This window comes from Bradyrhizobium sp. i1.15.2 (assembly GCF_040548425.1).
Taxonomy (GTDB): Bacteria; Pseudomonadota; Alphaproteobacteria; order Rhizobiales; family Xanthobacteraceae; genus Bradyrhizobium; species Bradyrhizobium canariense.
The window spans coordinates 320426-341925 of sequence record NZ_JBEPRQ010000006.1 but is presented as its reverse complement, the minus strand read 5'-3'; the positions used below and the strand labels follow the sequence as shown (position 1 = coordinate 341925).

General features: G+C 64.3%; 19 protein-coding genes and 1 pseudogene. 14 read left to right on the top strand and 6 right to left on the bottom strand.

What is annotated here, in order from left to right:
• Window positions 1-39 precede the first annotated feature (39 nt).
• Together ABIB80_RS14765 and ABIB80_RS14760 are read left to right on the top strand one after the other, a co-directional pair.
• Window positions 40-1260, top strand: a pseudogene (locus tag ABIB80_RS14765) (diguanylate cyclase domain-containing protein).
• Between the two features lie 66 nt (window positions 1261-1326).
• On the top strand, window positions 1327-3261 hold the full coding sequence (locus tag ABIB80_RS14760; protein WP_354127776.1) for an alkyl/aryl-sulfatase: 1935 nt from the start codon (window positions 1327-1329) through the stop codon (window positions 3259-3261).
• Between the two features lie 131 nt (window positions 3262-3392).
• Here the strand turns inward: ABIB80_RS14760 and ABIB80_RS14755 are convergent, their stop codons facing one another.
• Together ABIB80_RS14755 and ABIB80_RS14750 are read right to left on the bottom strand one after the other, a co-directional pair.
• Window positions 3393-4463, bottom strand: coding sequence for a glycosyltransferase family 4 protein (locus tag ABIB80_RS14755; RefSeq protein WP_027516640.1), 1071 nt, complete (start codon window positions 4461-4463; stop codon window positions 3393-3395).
• Window positions 4464-4573: 110 nt separating this feature from the next.
• The gene (locus tag ABIB80_RS14750) at window positions 4574-4819 is read right to left on the bottom strand and encodes a hypothetical protein (protein ID WP_354127791.1); all 246 of its coding nucleotides are present in this window, start codon (window positions 4817-4819) and stop codon (window positions 4574-4576) included.
• Between ABIB80_RS14750 and ABIB80_RS14745 the strand changes: the two genes are divergently transcribed.
• From ABIB80_RS14745 to ABIB80_RS14730, 4 genes are read left to right on the top strand one after another with little or no spacing between them, the layout of a single operon-like run.
• Complete coding sequence (locus ABIB80_RS14745; protein ID WP_354127775.1) at window positions 4742-6505, top strand: ABC transporter ATP-binding protein; 1764 nt, start codon at window positions 4742-4744, stop codon at window positions 6503-6505. The two genes, ABIB80_RS14750 and ABIB80_RS14745, sit on opposite strands and share 78 nt — an antisense overlap.
• 56 nt (window positions 6506-6561) lie before the next feature.
• Window positions 6562-8766, top strand: coding sequence for an amylo-alpha-1,6-glucosidase (locus ABIB80_RS14740; RefSeq protein ID WP_354127774.1), 2205 nt, complete (start codon window positions 6562-6564; stop codon window positions 8764-8766).
• Window positions 8767-8788: 22 nt separating this feature from the next.
• Complete coding sequence (locus tag ABIB80_RS14735) at window positions 8789-9310, top strand: PRC-barrel domain-containing protein (RefSeq protein ID WP_219682761.1); 522 nt, start codon at window positions 8789-8791, stop codon at window positions 9308-9310.
• A gap of 23 nt (window positions 9311-9333) precedes the next feature.
• Window positions 9334-10647, top strand: a complete 1314-nt coding sequence (locus tag ABIB80_RS14730; protein ID WP_007594030.1) for an MFS transporter — start codon at window positions 9334-9336, stop codon at window positions 10645-10647.
• A 39-nt stretch (window positions 10648-10686) separates the two neighbouring features.
• On the opposite strand, the gene ABIB80_RS14725 is transcribed toward ABIB80_RS14730, so the two are convergent.
• From ABIB80_RS14725 to fixL, 4 genes are all read right to left on the bottom strand, one after another.
• Window positions 10687-11388, bottom strand: coding sequence for a helix-turn-helix domain-containing protein (locus tag ABIB80_RS14725; RefSeq protein ID WP_007594028.1), 702 nt, complete (start codon window positions 11386-11388; stop codon window positions 10687-10689).
• A 103-nt stretch (window positions 11389-11491) separates the two neighbouring features.
• Window positions 11492-11914: a response regulator gene (locus ABIB80_RS14720; protein ID WP_035993149.1), complete on the bottom strand. Its 423-nt coding sequence runs from the start codon at window positions 11912-11914 to the stop codon at window positions 11492-11494.
• A 58-nt stretch (window positions 11915-11972) separates the two neighbouring features.
• On the bottom strand, window positions 11973-12590 hold the full coding sequence (fixJ, locus tag ABIB80_RS14715; RefSeq protein ID WP_007594024.1) for a response regulator FixJ: 618 nt from the start codon (window positions 12588-12590) through the stop codon (window positions 11973-11975).
• 3 nt (window positions 12591-12593) lie between these two features.
• Window positions 12594-14111, bottom strand: coding sequence for a sensor protein FixL (gene fixL / locus ABIB80_RS14710; protein WP_007594022.1), 1518 nt, complete (start codon window positions 14109-14111; stop codon window positions 12594-12596).
• A gap of 205 nt (window positions 14112-14316) precedes the next feature.
• On the opposite strand from fixL, the gene ABIB80_RS14705 reads away from it, so the two are divergent.
• The 8 genes from ABIB80_RS14705 to ABIB80_RS14670 all read left to right on the top strand — a co-directional run bounded on the left by ABIB80_RS14705 (window position 14317) and on the right by ABIB80_RS14670 (window position 21492).
• Window positions 14317-15150 (top strand): universal stress protein, encoded by an 834-nt coding sequence (locus ABIB80_RS14705; RefSeq protein WP_219682757.1) that lies wholly within the window; start codon window positions 14317-14319, stop codon window positions 15148-15150.
• Window positions 15151-15188: 38 nt separating this feature from the next.
• The gene (locus ABIB80_RS14700) at window positions 15189-15614 is read left to right on the top strand and encodes a CBS domain-containing protein (protein ID WP_007594019.1); all 426 of its coding nucleotides are present in this window, start codon (window positions 15189-15191) and stop codon (window positions 15612-15614) included.
• A 345-nt stretch (window positions 15615-15959) separates the two neighbouring features.
• Window positions 15960-17609 (top strand): cytochrome-c oxidase, cbb3-type subunit I, encoded by a 1650-nt coding sequence (gene ccoN / locus ABIB80_RS14695; RefSeq protein ID WP_007594018.1) that lies wholly within the window; start codon window positions 15960-15962, stop codon window positions 17607-17609.
• 10 nt (window positions 17610-17619) lie between these two features.
• On the top strand, window positions 17620-18354 hold the full coding sequence (ccoO, locus tag ABIB80_RS14690) for a cytochrome-c oxidase, cbb3-type subunit II (RefSeq protein ID WP_007594017.1): 735 nt from the start codon (window positions 17620-17622) through the stop codon (window positions 18352-18354).
• Window positions 18355-18366: 12 nt separating this feature from the next.
• Window positions 18367-18531 carry a CcoQ/FixQ family Cbb3-type cytochrome c oxidase assembly chaperone gene (locus ABIB80_RS14685; protein ID WP_007594016.1) on the top strand — a complete coding sequence of 55 codons (165 nt, stop codon included), beginning with the start codon at window positions 18367-18369 and terminating at the stop codon, window positions 18529-18531.
• Window positions 18532-18537: 6 nt separating this feature from the next.
• Entirely contained in the window at window positions 18538-19413 is an 876-nt protein-coding gene (gene ccoP / locus ABIB80_RS14680; protein WP_007594015.1) for a cytochrome-c oxidase, cbb3-type subunit III, read from the top strand.
• Window positions 19414-19524: 111 nt separating this feature from the next.
• The gene (gene ccoG, locus ABIB80_RS14675) at window positions 19525-20991 is read left to right on the top strand and encodes a cytochrome c oxidase accessory protein CcoG (protein WP_007594014.1); all 1467 of its coding nucleotides are present in this window, start codon (window positions 19525-19527) and stop codon (window positions 20989-20991) included.
• Between the two features lie 15 nt (window positions 20992-21006).
• A complete protein-coding gene (locus ABIB80_RS14670) occupies window positions 21007-21492 on the top strand; it encodes a FixH family protein (RefSeq protein WP_354127773.1) in 486 nt (161 codons plus the stop codon).
• Window positions 21493-21500: the final 8 nt, after the last annotated feature.

Genomic DNA, 21500 nt, shown 5'->3' with positions numbered 1-21500 from the left:
GCGCGGTAAATCCGCTCGTTCAAATGCCACCGCTGTGCGATGCACACATTTTTACAGATGTGCGGTAGGACCATGCGAGCGGATGAGGCTGGCATGTTGTTCAATAGAATGGAATCCGGACGGGCGTCGATTTCCGATGCCGTCTACATGGAAGTGATCACGGGCCTGCACGGCACGACGATCCCTACTATTCTCGCCGCCGTCTGCCAGGTGATGGTCGGCGCGATCACAACCTACGAGACCGGTGACGCGGTCACGGCAGCCCTTACGGTCGCCGGTGTCGTCGTGGCCATGATCCGTCTGTCCGAAATCGCTGCGTTCCGCCGTCGCCTCACGCAGCCGTCGCGGCTGGATCGGGCCGAGGCCGCGCGCTGGGAACGGCGGTACATTGCCGGCACCGTCATCACCGCCTTGGTACTGGGCGTGTTTGCCGCGCGCAGCATCGTGCTCGGCGACGCGCTCTGCTGCGTGATGGCGGTCGGCATCGGTTTCGGCTTCGGTGCCGGCGTGGTGGCGCGGCTGGCACTGCGCCCGGTCGCAGCACTGCTCGATCAGGTCGCGATCGCCGCGCCCGCCGCGATCGTGACGTTCATGCAGCCCGATCTGCGCCATGTCGGGCTCGGGCTCCTCATCCTGAAGTATGTGGCCGCCAGCTTCGAGATGGTGCGGCTGAGCTTCAATGCCTCGATCAGCCAGATCACGCTCAAGCGACAGTTCGAGCGGCTCGCGCGCTCGGACTCGATGACCGGCGTCTTTAACCGCTCGGTGCTGGCGGAGGATCTGCCGCGAATGCTGGCGGACGGAAATTCCAGCATGATCGCCGTCCACGCGCTCGATCTCGACCGCTTCAAGGAGGCCAATGACCGGTTCGGCCATCCAGTCGGCGACGCGCTGCTCAAGTAGGTGGCCGGGCGGCTCAAGGCGCTTGCCGCAGCTCATGATCTCGTGGTCCGGATGGGCGGCGACGAGTTCATCCTGGTGCAGCGCGCGGCGACCGATGCGGAAGCGATGGCACGGCGGATCGTGCAATCGCTCAGCGCGCCCTATCATGTCGACGGGCAGGTGATCGGGCTCGGCGTCAGCGTCGGCGTTGCCGTCGCGCCGCAGGATGGGCGCACGGTGGAGGGGCTGTTGTCGCGCTCCGACCGGGCGATGTACCGCGCCAAGCAGGACGGCGGCGGCTACGTGCTGGCGCGGGAGCTGCGGACGGCGGACATGCGCGCCTCCGGTAAGCCGGTGGCCGGAGGTTTGGCTGCGTAAGGACTTGTTGGAACCGCAATCGAGATGCGGTTAGATGCCTCCCAAGGGACGAGCCGGGAGGGCAGTATGAGCAGCATCGAAGCCAGCAACGGGCCGAAGGGCGCAACGCCGTTCGTCATCGCGCAGCAAACAGCGATGCTGAACGCGCTGCCGTTCTCCGATACGCGGGATTTCGACGACGCCGCGCGCGGCTTCCTCGGCACGATCGAGAACGCGGAGATCACCAATCCGCAAGGGCGGACGGTCTGGAGCCTCGAGCCTTACGGCTTTCTCTCCGCCGAGCAGGCGCCGGCCACGGTCAATCCGAGCCTGTGGCGGCAGTCGCGGCTCAACATGCAACACGGCCTGTTCGAGGTCGTGCCCGGAATCTACCAGGTGCGTGGGCTCGACATCGCCAACATGACGCTGATCGAAGGCGACAGCGGCGTCATCGTCGTCGACACCCTGACCTCGATCGAGGGGGCGCGCGCCGCGCTCGATCTCTACTACAAGCATCGCGGCCAGCGACCGGTCGCGGCCGTGATCTTCACCCATACTCACACCGACCATTGGGGCGGCGCGCGCGGCGTGCTGGAGGAGGATGCGCTCGCGAGCGGCCGCGTCCCGATCATCGCGCCGAACTTGTTCATGGAGCATGCCGTCTCCGAGAACATCATCGCAGGACCTGCGATGCTGCGCCGGGCGCAATACCAGTTCGGGCCGCTCCTCGCCAAGGGCGTGCGCGGGCAGGTCGATTGCGGCCTCGGCAAGTCGATGGCGGCAGGTTCGGTGGCGCTGCTGCGGCCGACCGATTTGATCATGGCGACCGGCGACCGTCGCGTGATCGACGGTGTCGAATTCGAATTCCAGATGGCGCCGAACAGCGAAGCGCCGGCGGAGATGCATTTCTTCATCCCGCGTTACAAGCTGTTGAACCTCGCCGAGAACTGCACCCACAATTTCCACAATCTGCTGCCGTTTCGCGGCGCCGACGTGCGCGACGCGCTGGCCTGGTCGAAATATCTGGGCGAGGCCTTGCAGCTCTGGGACGGCAAGGCGGAAGCGATGTGCGGCCAGCATCACTGGCCGGTGTGGGGGCACGAACGCATCGGCACGATGATCCGGCAGCAGCGCGACCTCTATAAGTTCGCGCATGACCAGACCATCCGCCTGATGAACCACGGCCTCACCGCGGCCGAGATTGCCGAAACGATCCAGCTGCCCAACAGCCTGGAGGGCGCGTGGCACGGCCGCGGCTATTACGGCCACATCCGGCATAATGTGAAGGCGATCTATCAAAAATACCTGGGCTGGTACGACGCCAATCCGGTCAATCTCGATCCGTTGCCCCCGGTTGAGTCGGGCAAGAAATATGTCGAGTACATGGGCGGCGCCGACGCCATCCTCGCGCGGGCGCGTGTCGATTTCGACAAGGGCGCATTCCGCTTCGTGGCGCAGGCGCTCGGCCATCTCGTCTTTGCCGAGCCGGACAATCAGGCTGCGCGTGCGTTGCTGGCGGATACGCTGGAGCAGCTCGGCTATGCCGCCGAAAGCGCGACCTGGCGCAATGCCTATCTGTTCGGCGCGCAGGAATTGCGCCAGGGCATGCCGAAGGTGCCGGCGCGCCCGCCGATGCCGCGCGAGACGCTGTCGGCGCTGCGCACCTCACAGCTCTGGGACGTGCTCGGCATCCGCCTCAACGGACCCAAGGCGGAAGGAAAACACATCGTGCTGAACTGGAGCTTTTCCGACACGGGCGAGACGTTCGTGCTCAATCTGGAGAACTGCGCGCTCACCTACACAGAGGGCATGCAGGCGGACAATGCCGATGCCAGCTTCACGCTCGCGCGGTCGACGCTCGATGAGGTGATCGCAAAACTGACCAGCTTCCCGGAGGCCGTGGCCGCCGGCAAGGTCAAATTCGCCGGCAACCCGATGCGTCTTGCGGAGCTGATGGGCCTGATGGACGAATTCCCGCGCATGTTCGAGATCGTCGAGCCGAAGCGGGCGGTGGTGAGGTAGCGCAGCCGTCACCGCGTTCCCACTGTCATCGTCCGGCTTGACCGGACGATCCAGTACTCCGCGGCGGGAGTTGCGTGAACAAACTGCTGCCGCGGCGTACTGGATGCCCCGCCAGCGCGGGGCATGACAGGTTACTCCGCGCTGCTCACCAGCTTGATCCGCGGCGCCTGTTCCTCGCCAAGGCTGCGATAGGCCGCGAGATAATCCAGCGCCATGCGCCGCGCCGTGAAGCGCGTCTCGAACTGCTTGCGGATGACGGAGCGGTCGAGTTGCGGCAGGCGACCGACGACGCCGGCTGCGCTGAGGACGTCCTCGACGACGAAGCCGGTGAGGCCCTCGTCGATGATCTCCGGCACCGAGCCGCGATTGAAGGCGATGACCGGCGTTCCGCAGGCCATCGCTTCGATCATCACCAGGCCGAACGGCTCGGGCCAGTCGATCGGCAACAAGAGGCCGAGCGCGCCGCTCAAAAAGTCCGACTTCTCGTGATCGCTGATCTCGCCGATGAATTCCACCAGCGGATTGTTCTCGATCATCGGCCGGATCAGCTCGTCATAGTAATCCTGGTCGGCTCGATCGACTTTGGCGGCGATCTTGAGCGGAATGCCGCAATGCGTCGCGATCTTGATGGCGCGGTCGACGCCCTTTTCCGGCGCGATGCGGCCGAGCACGGCGAGGTATTCCTGTTTCGCCGGCTTCGGCGTCAGCAGGTTCTCGGGCAGGCCGTGGTGGATCGTCCTCACCCAATTCGCCTGCGGCACCGGCCGGCGCTGCGCGTTCGAGATCGAGATGACGGGGACCTTCGAGAAGGTGTTGAAGACCGGCTGATGCTCCGGCAGGTCGAGCCGGCCGTGCAGCGTGGTCAGGAACGGCGTCGGCTGCCGGTAGAACAGCGACCACGGATAATAATCGAGATGGAAGTGGAGGAAGTCGAACTCCTCGTCGTCACATTTCTGCCGCACCCGCTCCAGCATCACCATGTGCAGCGCATTGGGATCGCGCACGGAACCATCGAGGCGGAGCGCCCGCGGCCACAGCGCATCCAGCTTTGCCGAGGTTTGCGAGTCGCCGCTGGCGAACAGCGTCACATCGTGCCCAAGGGCCACCAGCTCTTCCGTCAACCAATGCACCACCCGCTCGGTGCCGCCATACAGCTTGGGTGGAACAGCCTCCGTCAACGGAGCTACCTGCGCGATGCGCATCTCACCATCTCCTCTGTGCGATCATGATTGTAGAAAGCCCCCGCCTGTTCAGCACCGGCACGCCAGACAAGGGAACGTTCCCGCACTTGCGAAGTTCCTCCTTCCGAACGTTACTTATTCGACACGTCGGATGCCCGTCGCGATGCTGCCATCACATCTTCGCAGAACGCCCGCATCCGCATGTCGTGATGAGTGTGCCCGGGAACCGAGGCGAAGTGGTCGATGTTCAGTCGGCTAACAACAAAAGTTTGAATCATCACGACGGGGTCAATAGTCACATGGATCATCTTTCTGGGTATGCGCACCGGCCGTTTGCCTTTGTTTTGCGCTATCTTCGGCGTCGGCTCGCGTCGCACCTCGTGATCCTGACGGCTGTGGTGGCGGCCGTTGCCTGCTCCGTAGGCACGCAGTACGGCGTCAAATCCCTCGTCGACAGTCTGTCGGCCGGCGCTTCGCATGGTGGGAACGTATGGCTGGCATTCATTTTCCTCATGGCGCTGATCGCCGCCGACAATTTCCTTTGGCGGATCGCGAGCTGGACGGCCAGCTTCACCTTCGTCCGTGTCACGGGTGATTTACGTCGTGACATATTTCGTCATCTGACCGGCCACGCGCCGAGCTACTTCTCCGACCGCATGCCCGGCATGCTGACGAGCCGCATCACGGCGACGTCGAATGCGGTGTTCACGGTCGAAAACATGTTCGTCTGGAATGTGTTGCCGCCGTGCATCGCGACGGTTGCGGCCATCGCGCTGATTGGAACCGTCAGCCCTTACATGGCACTCGGCCTGATGGTGATTGCCGGCGGTATGGTGCTTGCGATGTTCCGCCTTGCGGCCGCAGGGAAACCGCTGCATGACGACTTCGCCGACAAGGCCGCCGTCGTGGACGGCGAGATGATCGACGTCATCAGCAACATGCCGCTGGTGCGCGCGTTCTGCGGCATCGGGCACGAGCATGAGCGGTTCGACGCGACTGTGAACCGGGAGCTCACCGCCCGCGGCCGCAGCCTGCGCTATCTGGAGAAGCTGCGGCTTATCCATGCCGGCGTCACTGTCGTGCTCACGATTGCCCTGATGGCCTGGGCGATCATGCTCTGGCAGGATGGCCGGGCGACCACGGGCGACGTCGTGCTGGTCTGCACCCTCGGTCTCTCAATTCTGAACGCGACGCGCGATCTCGCGGTGGCGCTGGTCGACGTCACCCAGCACGTTGCGCGGCTGACCGAGGCGATCGCCACGCTGCTGGTGCCGCATGAATTGCGCGACCACCCCGAGGCCGAACCGCTGGTGAAGAGCGGCGCCGCGATCGCGTTCAACAATGTCACCTTCGGCTATCCCGGCGGCGAAAAGATCTTCGAGCGCTTCAGCCTGCGCCTGCAACCCGGCCAGCGCGTCGGCCTGGTCGGCCAGTCCGGCGGCGGCAAGTCGACGCTGTTCACGCTGCTCCAGCGCTTCTACGATACCGACGAGGGCAGCATCACCATCGACGGCCAGGACATTTCCAAGGTGACGCAGCAGAGTCTGCGCGAGGCGATCTCCGTCGTGCCGCAGGACATCTCGCTGTTCCACCGCTCGATTCGCGAGAACATCCGCTATGGTCGCCCGAACGCGACCGACGACGAGGTGCTGCGTGCCGCGATTGCGGCGCGCTGCGATTTCGTCGAAAGCCTGCCTGGCGGTCTCGACACCATGGTCGGCGACCGCGGTGTCAAGATGTCCGGCGGTCAGCGCCAGCGCATCGCGATCGCGCGCGCCTTCCTGAAGGACGCGCCGATCCTGCTGCTGGACGAGGCGACCGCCGCGCTCGACAGCGAATCCGAGGAGGCGATCCGTGAGGCGTTGTCGCGGCTGATGCGCGGCCGCACGGTCATCGCGATCGCCCATCGCCTCGCGACCCTGCGCAATTTCGATCGCGTGGTCGTGTTGAGGGGTGGTAAGATCATCGAGGACGGGTCGCCCGAGCGTCTGATGCAGGGCCACGGTCCCTATCGTGAGCTGGTCACGCAGGAAATGAGCCGGCTCGCCCAAGCCGCCGCGTAAACCAACAGTCGCGTTCGAGTCGGTTGCGTGTCGAAACAAGCGCAGGGGAGCTGCTGATGTCGGCTGAAGCCGTTACCCAATTCGTCTCCGTGACGCGGACCGTGGACCAGGTCGCGGAGCAGCCTTTCTATATTCCGATGACGGGACCGTCGGCGCGGCCGCGGCGTTCGCTCAAGCACGACGACACCTTTATCGTGCTCGACAGCCATGGCGACATCGGCGCTTCGGCCGGCGGGCCCGATGGCCTGTTCCATCACGACACGCGCTACCTTGCGAGGCTCGAGCTCGTGCTCGACGATCTCCAGCCGTTGCTGCTGGGCTCGAACCTGCGCGACGACAATTCAGCCCTGACCGTCGATCTCACCAATCCGGACATCTACCGGCAGGGCAGCCTCGTGCTGCAAAAGGACCTGCTGCACATCGTGCGCACGATCTTCCTGTGGCGCGGCACCGCCTATCAGCGCATCGGCGTGCAGAACCACGGCGACCGCCCGGCCGGCTTCGCGCTGACGCTGCTGTTCGATAACGACTTCGCCGATCTGTTCGAAGTCCGCGGCGAGCGGCGCCCGCGCCGCGGCATCGGCTCGAGCCGGCTGTTGGCACCGACCGACGTGCTGTTCGACTACCGCGGTCTTGATGACGCCGAGCGCACCACGGGCCTGCATTTCGATCCGCGCCCGACCAAGTTGTCGGTGAACGCCGCGACCTGGCAGCTCGAACTCGACCCGCATGAGTCGAAATCCCTGTTCGTGGCCGTGTCCTGCAACCGGCCGGTCGCCGAGAAGCCGGCGCGCTTTTTCAGAAGCCTGCTCGCCCACCGCCGCGAGATGCGCCGGTCGACGATGGGCGCTGCCAGCATCGAGACCTCCAACAACATCTTCAACGAGGTGCTGTGCCAGGCCATGGCCGACCTCAACATGCTGATGACGGAGACGCCGCAAGGCCGCTATCCCTATGCGGGGATTCCCTGGTACTCGACGACGTTCGGCCGCGACGGGCTGATCACCGCGTTGCAGATGCTGTGGGTCGATCCGCGGATCGCCAAGGGCGTGCTGCGGCGGCTCGCCCATTTCCAGGCCAAGGCAGTCGATCCGCTCGCCGACGCCGCGCCGGGAAAGATCCTGCATGAGATGCGCGGCGGCGAGATGGCGGCGCTGCGGGAGGTACCGTTCGCGCAATATTACGGTAGCGTCGATTCCACGGCCTTGTTCGTCCTGCTGGCAGGAAGCTATTTCGAACGCACCGGCGACGAGAAGACATTGACCGAGCTGTGGCCGGCCATCGAAGCGGGGTTGGCCTGGATCGACGGCCCCGGTGACCCCGACAAGGACGGCTTCGTCGAATATCAGCGCGCCACGGAAAAGGGCCTCGCCAACCAGGGCTGGAAGGATTCCTACGACGCGATCTTCCATGCCGATGGCCAGCTTGCGGAAGGCAATCTCGCGCTGGCCGAAGTGCAAGGTTACGTCTTTGCCGCCAAGCGGCTCGCCGCGCGCTGCGCGCTCCGGCTCGGCAAGCCTGATCTCGCCAGGAAGCTCGAGGCCGAAGCCAAGGCGCTGGCCGAGCGTTTCGAGACCGCGTTCTGGTGCGAGGAGCTCGGCACCTATGCGCTTGCGCTCGATGGCAAGAAGCGGCCTTGCAAGGTGCGGACCTCGAATGCCGGCCAGATCCTGTTCAGCGGCATGATTCGCGAGGACCGCGCGCGGCTCGTCGCCGCCGATTTGATGCGGCCGCATTTCTTCTCGGGCTGGGGCATCCGCACCGTCGCTGTCGGCGAGGTGCGATACAACCCGATGTCCTATCATGACGGGTCGATCTGGCCGCACGACAATGCGCTGATCGCGCTCGGGCTCGCGCGCTACGGGCTCAAGCATTCGGTCGCGCATGTCTTCAAGGGACTGTTCGACGCCGCGACCTACATGGACCTGCGCCGCTTGCCCGAATTGTTCTGCGGCTTCCGGCGCGAAAAGCGGCGCGGCCCGACGCTCTATCCGGTCGCCTGCGCGCCGCAGGCCTGGGCCAGCGCAACGGCGTTCACGCTATTGGAGGCGGCGCTGGGCATCGAGTTCGACGTTGCGCGCGGCGAGATCCGGCTGCGCAATCCGCATCTGCCGGCGTTTCTGCACGAGGTGATCTTGCGCGATCTGCGCCTGGGCGAATCCAGCGTGGACCTGCGCGTCAGCCGCCATGGCGACGACGTGGCGCTGGAAGTGTTGCGCACGCGTGGCCAGATCCAGGTCTCGATCGTGCTGGCGCGCTAGCGGCGCGCCGGGAGGAGGGTGCATGCGTACCGCCGGATGGTTGGCCCTGGGCGTCGTGATCGTCTGCGGGATGACGCTCGCCGTGTCACGTGCCGCGGAGGAGTCGCCCGCACCCGCGACTGAAGCGAATGCACCGCCGACGGCGCAGCCGCCGGCGTCATCGGTCCCCGTCACGCCCAAGAATGCCGCGCCACCACCGTCGGTCACGATCATCGGCGCGAGCGATGCGCACGGTGTGCTTGGCCGTGACGTGCTCAGCGCGGCGAACGAGGACATGGGCCGCATCGTCGACGTCATCGTCGATCGGAGCGGGCACGTGCGCGCCGCCGTGATCGATTTCGGCGGCTTCCTCGGCGTCGGCAGCCGCAAGATCGTGGTGGACTGGAACGCGATGCGGTTCGGCAAGATCGTCAACAAGAAGGACAGCATCACGCTGGAATTGACCAAGGCACAGGTCGCAGCCGCGCCGGAATACAAGGAGGACACGCCGATGGTGGTGCTCGGCGCGTCCGGCAGCCTGCAGCCGCTGCAAGCTGTTCAGTGAGGCGCGGGGAGGGATGGCCGCCGGTGCTGTTGTCAAGGAAGCCGAATCATGCGGATCGCAAGGACCGCGTTGAGCAGGACAACGTTTCCACGCCGTCGCCTGCCGGCATTCCGGCGCCGTCGCGCCAGAGCCTGCGCGGCCTCGACTGGTTCATCTTCTTCCTCGCCGACGTGCAGACCGGATTCGGGCCGTTCATCGCGGTCTATTTGACGACCCAGAAATGGACCCAGGTCGAGATCGGCCTCGTGCTGTCGATCGGCGGCATCGTTGCCCTGATCGGCCAGATGCCGGGCGGCGCCATCATCGATGCTGCGAAATCCGAGCGTCTGGTCGCCGGCCTCGCCATCGCCACCATCGGCTGCTGCGCGCTCGCCTATGCGGCGATGCCGATCTTCCCCGTGGTGGTGGCTGCGGCCACCTTGCACGCCGCCGCGAGCTGCGTGCTCGGACCGGCGATCGCGGCAATCAGTCTCGGTCTGGTCGGCCCGCTCGCGATCGGCGAGCGTCTCGGCCGCAACGCGCGCTTTGCCTCGCTTGGCAACGGTGTTGCGGCCGCGGTGATGGGAACGGCCGGCTATCTGCTGTCGAGCCGCTCGGTGTTCCTGGTCACCTTCCTGCTCGCAATCCCCACCTTGATCGCCCTCTCTCGCATCCGCGAGCACGAGGTCGACATCGCACGCTGTCACGGCGAGATGCCGCGCGAGGCGGAGGATCGCGGCGACACCAATATCTGGCACTTGATCCGGCAGCGGCCGCTCATTGTCTTCGCGCTCAGCGTGCTCTTGTTGCAGCTCGCGAACGCCTCGATGATGCCGCTGATGGCAAGCGCGGTGACGGCGCGATCGAGCGAGTGGGCGACGGTGCTCGTCGCGTTTTGCATCGTCGTGCCGCAGGCGATCGTGGCGCTGCTGTCGCCGAGCGTAGGGCGCAAGGCGCAAGCATGGGGCCGCAGGCCGCTGCTGCTGATCGGATTCGCGGCGCTGACGATTCGCGGTCTCTTGTTCGCGACCGTGCGCGATCCGTATCTGCTGGTGCTGGTGCAGGTGTTCGACGGCCTCACCGCGGCGGTGTTCGCGGTGATGATCCCGTTGATCGTGGCCGACGTCGCCTTCGGCAGCGGCCATTTCAACCTCGCGCAGGGCATCGTCGGCACGGCGATGGGCATCGGCGCGTCGATGAGCACCGCGCTTGGCGGCTATGTCAGCGATAAATTCGGCAATGCCATGGCGTTCACCGGATTGTCCGGCGTCGCGGCGACGGGACTTCTGCTTATTCTGCTTGTGATGCCGGAGACGCGGCGCAAGGGCATGATCGCAGCAAAAGAAATGGCCGGCTGAACCAATTCAGCCGGCCATGAGCGGGTGGGAGAGGGGAGATCAGGCGTCGAGATTGTGCAGGCGTGCGCGGTTGCGCAACACGATCTGGCGGGCGCCGGAGAAGCCGAGAATGCCTTGGGCGTGAAGCTGTGACAGCGCGCGCGAGACGGTCTCGAGCGTGAGACCGAGATAGTCGCCGATGTCGCGGCGGCACATCGGCAGCGCCATCATGCCGGCAACCGCGAGGCGGCGGTCCATTTCGAGCAGGAAGGTTGCGACGCGCTCCATCGCGGTCTTGCGGCCCAGCAGCAGCATGTGGTCTTCGGCGTGGCGAAGCTCACCGGCGGTCATGGCCCAGAGCTTGCGGGCGACCTGGACGTCGGTGGCTGCGGCCTTCTCGAGGCTCGCGCGCTTCACGAGGCGCACCGTGGTGTCGATGATAGCTTCAGCAGCGAGGCGGTGGGTGGTGCCGGATTCGAGGCCGAATACGTCGCCGGGAAGGTGGAAGGAGCCGATCTGGCGGCGGCCATCGGAGAGAAGCTTGTAGCTGCGCACGGCGCCGGTGACGACCTGATAGACATACTCGGCCGGCTCGTCCTCGCCATAGATCTCCTCTTCCTTGCGGTAGGAGAACTCGGTGGCAACGAGGCCGACATGGCCGGCAATCGCACCGAACTGGTCGGAGACGGGATGGCCCGGGGCGATCTTGCTGCCGTTGATCTGGGTCTTGATCGCCTGGGTGTTGATCGTCTGGGTCAGCATCTGCGCCATCTCCGTTGTGATGACGCTTTGGTACGCGGTATCGGGTGCCTCGAAAATTTCGCGAGATATCTTAAGGGGGGCGCCTTACGTAGAATCCCGTAGGTCAGCTATGGACCCGGTTCTGGATGGCGTGGCGAATGCGTTTGACCAGGTTTTCGTCCAGAAGCGGCTTCAGAATTACCTCGTTCACGCCTGCGGCCGCCGCCCGGGCCGAGATATTCGGGTCGGGATAGCCGGTGATCAGGATCACCGGGGTACCGCCTTCGGAAAGGCGCAGCCGCCCGGCCAGCTCGATACCGTTGATATCGGGCATCTTGTAGTCGATCACGTAACAGTCTGCACCGGACGGGCTCGCCGCATTGAGCAGCGCCGTGGCGTTCCTGAAGGTCCGCACGGCAAAGCCGTCGGTTTCCAACAGGAAGCGCAGGGAGCCCAGCACGGCAGCGTCGTCGTCCACCACATAGACGGTTGGTTTCGCGGGTGACGACATCGGGAGCCGCTCAGGATGGGAGCTGATCGCAATCATTCCGATCTGGTAGCACAGGGCGAGCGACCGGTTTTGACTTGCCTCAATCCTGGTGACTTCAATCGTTGAGCATTCCGGCGCGCATCGCCAGCCGGACCAGCTCCGACAGGCTGTTGGCCTGCATCTTGGTCATCACGTTGGCCCGGTAGACCTCGATGGTGCGCGGGCTGATGTCGTACTCGCGGGCGATCAGCTTGTTGGAGAGGCCTGCGATCAGCCCCTCCATGACCTGGCGCTCCCTGGGGCTTAGGGAAGCGACGCGAGCGGCGAGGTCCTGAGCCACGGCCTCGTTCCTGGCCGCCGGCTCGCCCTCGCGGATCGCGGATTCGATCATGGCGACGAGGCGGTCATCTTCGAACGGCTTTTCCAGGAAATCCATGGCACCGAGTTTCATCGCCTCGACCGCGAGCGGCACGTCGCCATGTCCGGTCATGATCAGGATTGGAAACCGGCTGCGCTGCGCCTTCAGGCGCTTGAGAAGCTCGATCCCGTCGATACCGGGCATCCGCACGTCGGAGACGACGCAGCCGAAGGCGAGGCCGGGCAGGGCGTCGAGAAAACTCTGCGCGTTGTCGAACAGTGTGACGCCGAAGCCAGCTGAATCCAGCAGGAAATTCAGCGAATCCCGCATCGCCTCGTCGTCGTCAATGACGTAGATGATTCCCTTGGTCGTCATGGATCAGTTCTCGTCGGCTGCCGGCAACGTGAAGCGGAATGTCGCCCCACCCGATGCGTTGCTCTCGGCCCACATCCGGCCGCCGTGAGCCTCGATGATCGAGCGGCTGATGGACAGTCCCACGCCCATACCGGTGTCCTTGGTTGTGAAAAAGGTCTGAAACAGGTTTGGCATGACGTCGTCCTGGAAGCCGGAGCCGGTGTCGGAGACCTCGATCTCGATCATGTCGTCGGCGGCGCGGGTGTTGGTGACGACGAGCTCGCGCCGTGGCGACTGCGCCATCGCTTCCAGCGCGTTGCGGAACAGATTGACCAGCACCTGCTGGATTTGCACCCGGTCGGCGAGCACGAGATCGGCATTTGGATTGAGGCCGAAACGGAGCTGCACATCCTGCTCGCGCGCGCCTGCCAGCCCGAGGGCGCCGGCCTCTTCGATCAGTCTGGACAGACTCTCGACCCGTTTCTCCGACTCGCCGCGGGAGACGAAGTCGCGCAAGCGCCGGATGATCTGGCCGGCGCGCAGCGCCTGTTCGGCGGCGCGGTCCAGCGCGCTCTCGATCTTCGGCGCATTCGGATCCTGGCTTCCGGCGAGCAACCGCCGCGACCCCTTCATGTAGTTGCTGATCGCTGCCAGCGGCTGGTTCAGCTCGTGGGCGAGCGCGGACGCCATTTCGCCCATCGCGCTCAATCGCGAGACATGGACGAGCTCGGATTGCAATTCCTGGAGCCGCGTCTGGGTTTTCTGATGCTCGGTCAGATCGCGGACGAAGCCGGTAAAATAGGGCTCGCCGCCCGACTGCATCTCGCCGATCGACAGGTGCATCGGAAAGGTCGTGCCGTCGCGGCGCTTGCCGGTCACGATGCGACCGATGCCGATGATGTGTGGGTCGCTGGTGGTCCGGTAGCGCGCGATGTAGCCGTCGTGACGTGAGCTGTCGGGCTCCGGCATCAGGATGCGGACGTTCTGCCCGATCGCCTCCGACTCGACCCAGCCGAACAGGCGCTCCGCCGCCGTGCTGAAGAGCTGGATGATGCCATGGCCGTCGATGACGATCATGGCATCGGGAATCGTCTGGAGGATCGAGCGGAGGTGACTCTCGCGGGTGCGCAGGGTTTCCTCGACCTGCTTCTCCTCATCGACGTCAAGAAAGATGCCGCTGAGATGTCGAGCGGCGCCGGCGTCGTCTCGAATCAGCCCCGCGCGGGCGCGAATCCACTGCGCTCTGCCCGACGCCCCCGCGACCCTGAACGACACGTCGAAGCTGCCGCCCCGTTCGGAGACGCGCCGGATCGCGATCTCGATCCGCTCGCGGTCGTTCGGCTCCAGCCGGGACAGGAACAGCGCGTAACTCACCGATTGGCCAGATTCGATTCCGAACAGGCTTCTGGCCGTCTCCGACCACTCCAATTCCAGTGTCGTGAGATCGAGATCCCAGGTCCCGACGCCAAATCCTTCGATTCGAACGCGGAAATGTTCGCCCCGGCCGTCATCTTGCGGATGAATCACACGGGTCGGCGCCAAACGATCACTCCCATTCTGATGCGGGGAACCGCACAGCGTTACCGTCGGCAATGTACCCAAGGAGGGGCCAGAGGCAAGTTCCGATGTCTTATACCATTGGCAGATTTCCGGCCGGCGCGGTGATCCAAGGTTTTGATCTATCTCATCCTGCCAGGCAGCGGCCGGCTTACGATCGGATCAAAGCCCATTGCTTCGGAGAATCTCGATGACATACGCGACCGTGATGGTCAGCCTGGCGCTCGATCAGCCCAACGAGGCGCGGCTTCAGGTCGCGGGCGAGCTTGCCGAACGATTTGAGGCGTCGATCATCGGCCTTGCTTCGGCGCAGTTCGCCCCGCCGCTCTATTTCAGCGATGGCACTGCAGCGCAGGCACTGATCGATGAGGGAGAAGCCTCGGTCAAGCGACGCCTGGGCGAGCTCGAGGCGCAATTCCGCGCCGCGATCCGGAATCGCGGCGGACATGTGGAATGGCGCAGCGCCATGGATTTCCCGGCGCGCTTTACGTTCACTCAGGCGCGTTGCGCCGACATCGTCGTCACCGGCGGCCAGAGCCCGGCCTTCTCCGACGCCTTCGCGCTCGCGAGCCCCAAGGATCTGGTGATGCAAGCCGGCCGGCCGATCCTGGTCGTGCCTGACGGGGTCAACTGGCTCGATCTGCGCAGCGTCCTGGTCGCGTGGAAGGATACGCCGGAAGCGCGGCGGGCGCTCGCCGATGCGCTGCCGATACTACGCAAGGCCAGGGATGTCACCGTCCTCGCAATTCCCGAAGGCGACGACGACCGCCCTGCCGCGGTCGCTGGCGTAACCGACGTGACGGCGTGGCTTGCCCGCCACGGCGTGACCGCGATCGCGCGCGTTTCCGAAGCGGCCCGGAACGAAACCGTCGCCGGGCAACTGGAGAAAATTGCCGGCGATGTCGGCGCCAGTCTGATTGTCGCCGGTGCCTACGGTCATTCGCGCTTCCGCGAACTGATCCTCGGCGGCGTCACCCAATATCTGGTCACTCAATCTGCCCGCTGCGTGCTGCTGTCGCACTGACGCGGGAGCGATGCAAGACGAATCAAAGAGGACGCGCCGTGTACAGATTCCTTGAACAGACCGTCGACGGCTACATGACGCACGACGTCAGGACGGTGAGGCGCGACCTCGACCTGCTCGCGCTCAGCGAGATGTTCGAACGCGATGATTTCAATTCCTATCCCGTCGAGGACGACGGGCAGGTCGTCGGCATCGTCACCAAGTTCGACATCCTGAAGTGCTTCGCCTTCACGCCGAGCCAGATGCTGCCGCGCTACCACGACCTGATGAGCCGCAAAATCGGCGACGTCATGACGCCCGACTTTATCTATGTCAGCCCCGACACGCGGCTGACGCGCGTGCTCCAGATCATGGTCGAGCACCGCATCAGGAGCATCATCGTGCTCGACGGCGCGCAGAAGCTGGTCGGTATCGTCGCGCGCGAGGACGTCATCACGGCACTCAAGGCGACGGCGCGGGAGTGAGAATTGTCGGCTCCATAATTACGGGAGAGTCTTTTTCTTCCCTTCTCCCCTTGTGGGAGAAGGTGGCATAGGCGGCCTTCGGCCGCCGTTCTTAAGAACGCCGAAGCGAAGCTTCGGCTATGGCGCCGGATGAGGGGTTTTTCTCCACCGAAAGAGTCTTCGTGCGGGACCAACCCCTCACCCAAGTGAGTGCGCGGCATGGTCCTCGCTGCCCTCTCCCACAAGGGGAGAGGGCACTTTAACAACCGCCTCACATTAACAGAAATCCACATAGCTTGATTTCAATCAATTCCCCGCGAGGGCGAATGTGGTTTCTGGCCCTGTGTTCTTTCAGAGAGAATCCGCATGAGCCAGCCCTCCATCTCCAAGTCCATGACGTCAGGTGAAAGCGGCCTGGCTGTCGTGTTCGCGGTCACCGCCTTCCTCTGCGTGATTGCCTCGGCCAAGGCGCTCGATGCGCCCTTCGCCTTCCATGCCGCGCTGAGCGCGGCGGCCAGCCTCGCGGCGGTCTTCTGCATCATCAACCGTTATCTCGATCGACCGGCGGCGTTGCCGCCTGCAGAGATCAGCGGCCGGCCCAATTACAACATGGGCCCCATCAAGTTCTCCTCCGTCATGGCGATGTTCTGGGGCATTGCCGGCTTTCTCGTCGGCCTCATCATCGCCTCGCAACTGGCGTGGCCGGCGCTGAACTTCGATCTGCCCTGGACCAGCTTCGGCCGCCTGCGTCCGCTGCACACGTCCGCAGTGATCTTTGCCTTCGGCGGCAACGTCCTGATCGCGACCTCCTTCTACGTCGTCCAGAAGAGCTGCCGCGTTCGGCTTGCAGGCGATCTCGCGCCATGGTTCGTCGTCGTCGGCTACAATTTCTTCATCCTGATCGCCGGCACCGGCTATCTGCTCGGCGTCACCCAGTCGAAGGAATATGCCGAGCCGGAATGGTACGCCGATCTGTGGCTGACCATCGTCTGGGTCACCTATCTGCTGGTCTTCCTTGCCACGATCATCAAGCGCAAGGAACCGCACATCTTCGTCGCGAACTGGTTCTATCTCGCTTTCATCGTGACGATTGCGGTCTTGCATCTCGGTAACAACCCGGCTCTGCCAGTTTCGGTGTTCGGCTCGAAATCCTACATCGCCTGGGGCGGCATCCAGGACGCCATGTTCCAGTGGTGGTACGGCCACAACGCGGTCGGCTTCTTCCTGACCGCCGGCTTCCTCGCCATCATGTACTACTTCATCCCCAAGCGTGCCGAGCGGCCGATCTACTCCTACCGTCTCTCGATCATCCACTTCTGGGCGCTGATCTTCCTCTACATCTGGGCCGGCCCGCACCATCTGCACTACACGGCGCTGCCAGACTGGACCCAGACGCTCGGCATGACCTTCTCGATCATGCTGTGGATGCCGTCCTGGGGCGGCATGATCAACGGCCTGATGACGCTGTCGGGCGCCTGGGACAAGCTGCGCACCGATCCCGTGCTGCGCATGCTCGTCGTCTCCGTGGCCTTCTACGGCATGTCGACCTTCGAAGGCCCGATGATGTCGATCAAGGTGGTCAACTCGCTCAGCCACTACACCGACTGGACCATCGGCCACGTGCATTCCGGCGCGCTCGGCTGGGTCGGTTTCGTCTCCTTCGGCGCGCTCTACTGCCTGGTGCCCTGGATCTGGAATCGCAAGGGCCTCTACAGCCTTAAGCTCGTCAACTGGCACTTCTGGATCGCGACGCTTGGCATCGTCCTCTACATCTCGGCGATGTGGGTGTCCGGCATCCTCCAGGGCCTGATGTGGCGCGCCTACACCTCGCTCGGCTTCCTCGAATATTCCTTCATCGAGACCGTCGAAGCGATGCATCCCTTCTACATCATCCGCGCTGCCGGCGGCGGGCTGTTCCTGATCGGCGCGTTGATCATGGCCTACAATCTCTGGATGACCGTTCGCGTCGGCGAACAGGAAGTCCAGATGCCCGTCGCTCTTCAGCCGGCGGAATGAGGAGTTTTCCATGTCGTTCTGGACACGCCACCAAATCTTCGAAAAGAACTCGATCATCCTGATCGTCGGCATCCTGCTGGTGATCGCGATCGGCGGTCTCGTCGAGATCACCCCGCTGTTCTACCTCAAGAGCACGATCGAGGCGGTCGACGGGATCAGGCCGTATACGCCGCTGGAGCTCGCCGGGCGCAACGTCTACATCCGCGAAGGCTGCTATCTCTGCCATTCGCAGATGATCCGGCCCTTGCGCGACGAGGTCGAGCGCTACGGCCATTTCTCGCTGGCCGCCGAGAGCATGTACGACCATCCGTTCCAGTGGGGCTCGAAGCGCACCGGTCCCGATCTTGCCCGCGTCGGCGCCAAATATTCCGACGACTGGCACGTCACCCATCTGACCAACCCGCGCGCAATCGTGCCGCAATCGGTGATGCCCGGCTACCCGTTCCTGAGCCAGACCGAGGTCGATCCGGACACGATCGCCGACCACATGCGCACGCTGCGGACCGTCGGCACGCCCTACACCGACGACCAGATCGCCAATGCGGGCGCCGACATGAAAGCCCAGGCCGATCCTGACAATGCCGGCTCCGACGCTTTCACCAAGCGCTACGCAAAGGCCGTGGTGCGCAACTTCGACGGCAAGGCCGGCACGCCGACCGAGATGGACGCGCTGATCGCCTATCTCCAGATGCTCGGCACGCTGGTCGACTTCAAGATCTACAACGAGAAAGCCAATCTTCGCTGAGAAGGCACAACGATGAAAGCCATCCTGACCCTCGACAATCTCGCGTCCGGTCTCGTGACCACGATCTGGACGCCGGTGTTCGTCGCGATCTTTGTCGCGATCATCGCCTACGCATTCTGGCCCCGTAACAAGGCAGCTTTCGACGAAGCGGCACACCTGCCGTTGCGGGAGGAGTAAGAGATCATGACCGATCATCATAGCGACATCGATCCCGTCTCCGGCAGGTCCACGACCGGACATGAGTGGGACGGCATCAAGGAGCTCAACACGCCGCTGCCGCGCTGGTGGGTAATCACCTTCTACCTCACCATCGTCTGGGCGGTCGGCTACTGGATCGTGTATCCGGCCTGGCCGCTGATCTCGGGCAATACCACGGGCCTGTTCGGCTACTCGACACGCGCCGACGTCGCGGTCGAGCTCGCCAACCTCGAGAAGATCCGCGGAGCCAAGATGGTTGCCTTGGGCGCGGCCTCGCTCGTCGAGATCGAGAAGGACCCGGCGCTGCTCGCGCTCGCCCGCGCCAAGGGTAAGACCGTGTTCGGCGACAATTGCGCGCCGTGTCACGGCTCAGGCGGCGCGGGTGCCAAGGGCTATCCGAACCTGAACGACGACGACTGGCTGTGGGGCGGATCGCTCGACCAGATCATGCAGACCATCCAGTTCGGCGCACGTTCCGGCCACGCCAAGACGCATGAAGGCCAGATGCTCGCATTCGGCAAGGACGGCGTGCTGAAGCCGGAGGAGATCGTCACGGCCGCCAACTATGTCCGGGCACTGTCGGGCCTTCCGACCCGCAAGGGCTATGACGCGGCCAAGGGCGAGAAGATCTTCGCGGAGAATTGCGTCGCCTGCCATGGCGACGGCGGCAAGGGCAACCCGGAGATGGGCGCCCCCAATTTGACCGACAAGATCTGGCTCTATGGTTCGGACGAGGCGACGCTGATCGAGACCATCAGCCAGGGCCGCGCGGGCGTGATGCCGGCCTGGGAAGGGCGGCTCGATCCCGCCACCATCAAGGCGATGGCAGTTTACGTCCACTCGCTGGGCGGCGGAAAATAGCCAATTGGGAACAAGCGGGGGCGAACAAAAAACGCTCCCGCTTGCGCTGGATCAACTGACGCGGCGGCGTCGGGTCTAGGTTTTATCGCACCTCCCGAAAAGCTGCAGGCGATGAACAGGACCGTGAACCCAAAAGAGCTCCCATTAGACGATGACAACGGGCCGCTCTATGTGGCCCAGAAGAAAGTCTATCCCCAGAGCATCTCCGGCACCTTCCGCCGGATCAAATGGGGCCTGATGGCGTTCTGCCTCGGCGTCTACTACTTCCTGCCGTTCGTGCGCTGGAACCGCGGCCTCGGTGCTCCGAGCCAAGCGGTGCTGATCGATCTTCCCAACAGCCGCTTCTATTTCTTCTTCATCGAGCTGTGGCCGCAGGAGGTCTACTACTTCACCGGCCTGCTGATCGTCGCCGCGGTGGCGCTATTCCTGATGAACTCGGTCGGCGGCCGCATCTGGTGCGGCTATCTCTGTCCGCAGACCGTGTGGACGGACCTGTTCTATGCGGTCGAGCGTCTGATCGAGGGCGACCGGCGCGAGCGGATGAAGAAGGACAAATCGTCCGACCCGATGAAGCTGGAGCGCATCTCCGAGATCGTGCTCAAGCATTCGATCTGGCTCTTGATCGGGTGGTGGACCGGCGGCGCATGGGTGCTCTATTTCAACGACGCACCGACGCTGGTCAGGGAACTCGTCACCTTCCAGGCGCCGATGATCGCCTATATCTGGATCGGCATTCTCACCGCGACGACCTACGTGCTCGCCGGCTTCATGCGCGAGCAGGTCTGCACCTATATGTGCCCGTGGCCGCGGATCCAGGCCGCGCTCACCGATGAATGGGCGCTCAACGTGACCTATCGTTACGATCGCGGCGAGAAGCGTACGTCGGTCAAGAAGGCGGCCGAGCTGCGCGCGCTCGGCGAGCAAGTCGGCGACTGCGTCGACTGTTATCAATGCGTCGCCGTGTGTCCGACCGGCATCGACATCCGCAATGGACCGCAGCTCGAATGCATCCAGTGCGGGCTCTGCATCGACGCCTGCGACAACGTGATGACCAAGATCGGCCGGCCGAAGCGGCTGATCGGCTACGACAACGACGTCAACATCCAGCGCCGCCAGGAAGGCAAGGCGCCGGTCTACCGCATTGTCCGGGCTCGCACCGTCGCCTACAGCGCGATCATCGCGGCGGTCGGTGGCATCATGATCTATACGCTGGCGACCCGCAGCCTGCTCGACGTCAACGTGCTGCACGACCGCAACCCGGTCGCGGTCAGGCTCAGCGACGGCTCGGTCCGCAACGCCTACACGGTGCGGTTGCTCAACAAGAGCGGCTACGACCGCGTCATTGCGATCGACGCGAGCGGTCCGGTTAATGCGACGATCCATGTCATCGGGATCGATTCCGTGACGCAGGACCGGCCGATGATCGTGGTTCCGCGCGACTCCACCAGCGAGCTGCGGGTGCTCGTGACCGCGCCGGTCGAGGGCAATCCGGAAAAGTCGATCCCGGTTCGCTTTCACGTCACCGATATCGGTCTCGGCGAAGTCGCCAGCGCCACCGACAATTTCGTCGCGCCCTAGGATCAGGAGTTCGCCATGGCAACCAAGCCGCTGACCGGAACCAAGGTGTTTCTGATGCTGGTCGCCTTCTTCGGCGTCGTGATCGGCGTCAACGTGACCATGATGAAGCTCGCGATCGCGACGCTGCCAGGCACGGACGTCGACAGCCCCTATGCCGCGGGCCTCGCCTATGATCGCGAAATCTCGGCGGCGCAGGACCAGGCCGCGCGCAAATGGAAGGTCAACGCCCATGTCGAGCGCCGCGCCGATGGTGGCGCCGTGCTTCAGGTCGAGGCGCGCGACGCGAGCGGCCAGCCGATCGCCGGACTGAAATTTGGCGGCCGCCTGGAGCGGCCGACCGACAAGCGCGCCGATCTCGCAATCGAGCTCTCGGAGGCCGGCATCGGGCTCTATCGCGGCAATGCCGCATCGGTCGCACCGGGCCAGTGGGACCTGGTGATCGAGGGCGAGACGCGGGGAGCGCGCGTGTTCATGTCGCGCAACCGCGTGATCCTGAACTGAAGGATTTT